The 5,314-nt window shown below is 44.5% G+C and carries 5 protein-coding genes; 3 read left to right on the top strand and 2 right to left on the bottom strand.

Annotated features, from left to right (window positions below; all coding sequences use genetic code 11):
- Positions 1-393: 393 nt before the first annotated feature.
- A complete protein-coding gene (locus F6K37_RS20150) occupies positions 394-1,254 on the bottom strand; it encodes an SAM-dependent methyltransferase (protein ID WP_008184334.1) in 861 nt (286 codons plus the stop codon).
- Between the two features lie 105 nt (positions 1,255-1,359).
- On the opposite strand from F6K37_RS20150, the gene F6K37_RS20145 reads away from it, so the two are divergent.
- Together F6K37_RS20145 and F6K37_RS20140 are read left to right on the top strand one after the other, a co-directional pair.
- Positions 1,360-1,608, top strand: coding sequence for a hypothetical protein (locus F6K37_RS20145; RefSeq protein ID WP_287251727.1), 249 nt, complete (start codon positions 1,360-1,362; stop codon positions 1,606-1,608).
- Between the two features lie 212 nt (positions 1,609-1,820).
- Positions 1,821-1,976: a hypothetical protein gene (locus F6K37_RS20140; protein WP_287251726.1), complete on the top strand. Its 156-nt coding sequence runs from the start codon at positions 1,821-1,823 to the stop codon at positions 1,974-1,976.
- Positions 1,977-1,981: 5 nt separating this feature from the next.
- Here F6K37_RS20140 and glyA read toward each other — a convergent pair whose 3' ends face one another.
- Positions 1,982-3,301: a serine hydroxymethyltransferase gene (gene glyA / locus F6K37_RS20135; protein WP_287251725.1), complete on the bottom strand. Its 1,320-nt coding sequence runs from the start codon at positions 3,299-3,301 to the stop codon at positions 1,982-1,984.
- A gap of 1,178 nt (positions 3,302-4,479) precedes the next feature.
- Here glyA and F6K37_RS20130 point away from each other — a divergent pair.
- A complete protein-coding gene (locus tag F6K37_RS20130; protein WP_229419980.1) occupies positions 4,480-5,256 on the top strand; it encodes a PhnE/PtxC family ABC transporter permease in 777 nt (258 codons plus the stop codon).
- The last annotated feature ends 58 nt before the right edge of the window (positions 5,257-5,314 follow it).

Here is a 5,314-nt window from a genome sequence, read left to right as displayed (position 1 = left end):
CGTTTGCCATCTTTATCCCAGAAGTAAACGCCCTCAGCACGATCCATAACGATGGGATTTTGGATGTTTTTCTGAGGTACCCAGGAAAAAAAGACGTGGTCGCGATGGGTTTTAACAATTTCTTGAGGGTTCATTACTTGAATCTTTCTATTTTGCAACACTTATCATTACCTATTGAAAAACGCCTAATAATTTATTGGGCGTAACTCCAACAAGTGGGCTTTAGGTTTTGAGTGCAGGGGAAGGTACACAAGGAATAAGTAACAAGTAATAAGTAATTAAGTGTGGATAAAATCAACTATTACCCATTACCTATTACCCATTACCTATTACCTATTACCTATTACCTATTACCTATTACCTATTACCTATTACCTGCCAACAGTGCTATAACTAGGCATTTGGACGGCGATAATGAAATAAGCCCCAGGTAAACAGACCTTTCTCAGCAGATTCAACCCATTGACATAAGCCATTCTTAGAAGATTCTAAAAATTCTGGGGTACATTTTTGGCTGAGTTCGTCGTAATGGGCAATTACCGAATCCCTCAATTTAGTGTAGTGAACCAGCAACTGATAGGATTTGTCGATCACGTTGATAGTCTCAAAACCCAGGCTTTCGGCTTTACTAGTATAGGAATGGAAAGAACCCAAACGCCCGTGATGGATATTAACCCGTTGGAGTGAATCCTTTAACACTCCATCTGGACAATCATCTGCTTGCAGAATATCCATAAACATTAACTGTCCCCCTGGTTTAAGCACCCGATAGGCTTCTTCTAGGACGCGATCTTGCCCGTCAGAGTGGAACAAGGCATCTTGAGACCAAACTAGGTCAAAGCTGGCATCGTCAAATGGAATGTCTTTAAAATTGCCGTACACAATGTCAATCAGATTGTCAAGACCCTGTTCACGATTGCGCCGCTCATTTTCCTGATTTTGCTCCTCGCTAATGTTGAGACAGGTGACATGACAGCCATATTTGCCAGCTAAATGCCGTGCGGCTGGCCCATATCCAGAACCCAGGTCAAGCACACGGAAATCGGGATTGAGGTTCTGTACTTGTGCCCCCATCCACTCAGTGGTTTTCGCCATCCCTTCAGCGATGGGGCGGTCTGGATCGTCCTCGTACATCCCTAAATTTAAGGTGTCGCTGCCAATGGCAATTTCATACAAATTACGAGCATTTTCACTGTTGTAATGTACTCTGGCGCGTTCTGTGGCTTGTTCAGAGTTTGCTGTTGTTGTGGTCATGATATGGATCTATAGCTGATGTTTTCAGAGTTTGATGTGCAGGAAATTCAGAGAAACTTTGGGTAAAGCCCCCGTTGGTCCCCCAATGCTGGGGGACTTTGAAAGATGGGGGGACTTGGGGGAGTTGAACTGTATTTCTGTGTATTTCTCCCCCAGAATTGGGGGTCGGGGGGCGAAATCACAGAAGTTGGTATTGGGATTCGAGGGCAAACTTGTCCCGATCTTGCTCGTAAATCGAATCGATGTGGGGATGAAGGCGACTTGACACTCCCCGCCCTGGAAGAGCGGGGATTCCCAGATCAACGAGCTGCCTTAAACCATCATGTCCTAATCTTTGACGCCGCCAAAAAGTAGGCAATACCTAAACCGGAAACCCGTCAAGACAAAGATTCTAGTTCAGTTCATGATAGACCCAGCGGGCAATTCTCGCGATCGCGTTTGGCTACTTACTAGGAGTGCCTTAAAAAGTCTGTTCCCTCCTTTTCACCTGGTTCCGGCGTGCCCCGCCGTACCGTTTGCATTCTCTAATTTCGCAAAGCTCAGGTTCACACACCAACGGTTAATTGATGGTTGGGTTTTTAAGGAGGACTTTCCCTTCCCTCCGGGCATTACTTCTTTTAGGTCTAGCAGTGGCGGGTCTCTCTCCCGGTTGCGCCAAGGCCAAAGGCCACGCTACGCGAACGGTTTTTCAGCCTGTACCCTATGTTCAAATCATACTCTAGCGCTATTAAAATGTCAACTTAAAAGCCGTCCTAGAAGGACGGGGTTTTAGACCCAAATTCTTTGATAACCGACTGACTTCATCTTGAACCTTTGCAATGGTATTAACTGTCGGTTCGCTGCTCAGCATTTTATCTATTAGTTCGGCAATGCAATGGATTTCCTCAAAACCAAATCCCCGGCTTGTGATTGCGGATGTTCCTACCCGGATACCGCTACAGACGGTAGGCTTCTGGGAATCGTAGGGAAGCAGGTTTTTGTTGACAGTAATCCTGACGCTAGCTAAGCGATCTTCGGCTTCTTTACCTGTGATACCTTTCTCAGTGAGATCGAGAAGCATCAGATGGTTATCAGTGCCGCCAGAAACCAGGCGAAATCCCCTTGACTTCAAATCTTCTGCTAATATCCTGGAATTTTCGAGGTTTTGACGTTGATAGGCAGCAAAGCTGTCAGACATGGCTTCTTTGAGCATCACAGCTTTTGCAGCGATCGCATGGACGTGAACAGCGCCTTGTACCCCAGGAAAGACTGCACTATCAATCTTGCGAGCAAATTCTGGTGCGGAATGTTCTCCCAGCAAGATCATGCCACTACGGGGTCCACGCATGGTTTTCTGAGTGCTGGTGGTGACGAAATGAGCATGGGGAACGGGAGAAGGATGTAATCCGGCTGCAACTAATCCTGAGATGTGGGCGATATCAGCCAATAAATAGGCTCCGACTTGATCAGCAATCTCCCGAAAGCGTTGGAAATCAATGATGCGGGGATAGGAACTCGCACCAGCAATAATTAGTTTGGGACGAATCTCTTGAGCTTGGGCGAGAATCTGATCGTAGTCCAGACGCTCTGTCTGTGGATCGACTTTATAAAAATGACAGTCATAGATTTTACCTGTCATGGTAAATTTCGCACCATGGCTCAGATGCCCCCCATGACCGAGATCCATCCCTAAGATGCGATCGCCCGGTTTAAGGACAGTCAGATAAACTGCATGATTAGCTTGAGACCCTGTGTAGGGTTCAAGATTGGCGTGAGCGGCTCCAAATAATTCCTTAGCACGGGAAATTGCTAAGTTTTCCAACTCGTCAATGTTCTCACAGCCGCTAAAGTAGCGACGACCTGGATATCCTTCAGCCACCTTATTGGTCAAAATCGAGCCAGTGGCTTCTAATACAGCGCGACTAACGAAGTTAGCTGACGCAATTAATTCAATATTGTCTTTTTGCCTTTGGTTTTCCCGCTCAATAATCGCAAAGACCTCTGGATCTACGGAATTTAAACCTAAACCATGGTTGTTCAGTTGCGTTTTGTCTTGGGAAACAGTCAATTTTTTTCTCCTTAAACTCTTCTTAATCTCGGATTTCCTCTGTTGACCAAAAATTTATCAATCCAATAACCTAGCAAGCGATACTTTTGCTTCAACTGACTATTGAAGCTTGCCGTTAATTTAGCGATCGCTGGTAATGGCTAGGAATTTTTTCGGTCAGATAGTTACAAATCAGGGAAACCGCTTTCTGGGACTTGGTTTGAACGCTTTTTGTTATTTCATTGTGGTGTTGTGAATTTAGATTGCCAGTGATTAGCTTAACACAAAAAAATCTGGTAATAGATCTTGTAGTAGTAGGTGGGAATTATCCTGTTGATGATCATAGAACATCATCAATCACTACGGTCAGCTGCTTCTACCCGATTGTCTCATGACATGAGCATGATCGAACAAGAGCATTACATTTCTTAGCAATATTAGCCACCTCTAAGAGCTCCGCTGGATGTTGCTTCTCCCGGATTTGCTGATGAAATGAGCATCATCTAAAAATAGTGTTAAATTTCTTAGATATCCCCCAGGAACCGCTATGGGGTGCGCGGAAGTTTGGCCAAAAGTGTGCAAGAGCCAATTTTTGGGTCAGATGGTAACCATTGTTTTGCCAACACCCCCTTTCTGGTTTGCGAGCACTACTATCATGCTTCAGCAATATCAATGGTTGACTTGTTAGCAAGCCCAAAATCAATATTACCAGCAATCTGACCGGTAAACTTCAAATAAAATCAAAAATTTATATTTATTTTATTTTGAGTTATTAATTTATTCTAGTGTTTTATAGTATAATGAGGTACACAAAATTTTTTCCATGTTCGCTGTTACATGTCCCCTATTCCCTAAAAACCGAAACTTTGTACCTCACCTAATTGAAAAATGCTATAACCCTCTTTTGTCACTCTCCGGCTTTTGTCACTCTCCGGGAAGCCAATCTACACAAGCCTTATCAGTCAATCAATACAAGCTATCCTATTAGAAAAACTTGGATACTGTATTTGTTGCTAGAAAAAAATCTGGCAATCGTTTGAACTACAAAAGTTATAGAATGCGCGAAAATACAAAAGTTTGCGGAGAGTGACAGAACAGAGATAATTAAGCATATCAAAAAATATAGCAGTTCTCAATTGGGTCAGAGATTTTCATCCTCAGTTAATGGCAATAGGGAGTAGGGAGTAGGGGTAACAAAATTGACGTTAGTTTTAATGGTGAAGCAGTTATCTCGCCCACCCTTACTCGATCGACTTCGGCTGTGGGGACTGTTGTTTTTTGTTGCTATTGCTCTTTCCGCCTACCAAGCTGGAATATTTCAACAAGACCTATTCAATCCCGGTGGATTTCCCTTACTCTGGCGATTTTTGCGGGCTAGTTGGCACCCAGAGATTAGTCCTGAGTTTTTGCGCCTGACCCTGAATGCCACTCTTACCACCCTCGCTTATGCCGCTTGCGGAACCTTTCTGAGTATCTTGCTGGGGATGGTAGGAGGAATTTTAACGTCACAAGTGTGGTGGTTGACCGTCTTTCCTCACTGGCCCATGCACCACAGTATTTGGCTAGCCATGCGGGGACTGCTGGCCTTTCCTAGAGCGATTCATGAGATGATATGGGGGATATTTTTCCTCAATATCTGGGGGTTAGATCCCCTAGTGGCCATAATTGCGATCGCTATTCCCTATGGTGCCATCGTTGCCAAGGTCTTTTCAGAAATTCTGGATGAAACCCCACGGGAACCGTTAATGGCCTTGCTCAATAGTGGCGTATCCCCCTTAACTGCACTTCTCTACAGTCTGATTCCCCAAGCCTTTTTCAATCTTCTTTCCTACAGTGTCTATCGCTTTGACTGTGCCATTCGCTCAGCAACAGTACTGGGGATTATTGGTGCTGGAGGATTAGGTGATCAGATGTTTCTGAGTTTACAGTCCCTGCGTTACGAGCAACTGTGGACATTTTTCTATGTTCTGGTCTGATTAAACGGCGCAGTCGATATCAGTAGTGCTATATTGCGCCGTCGGATTAATCTAAGGG

Source organism: Moorena sp. SIO4E2, from assembly GCF_010671945.1.
In the GTDB taxonomy this organism is placed as follows: domain Bacteria; phylum Cyanobacteriota; class Cyanobacteriia; order Cyanobacteriales; family Coleofasciculaceae; genus Moorena; species Moorena producens.
The sequence above is the reverse complement of the archived record's forward strand: the minus strand, read 5'-3'. Positions and strand labels throughout refer to the sequence as shown.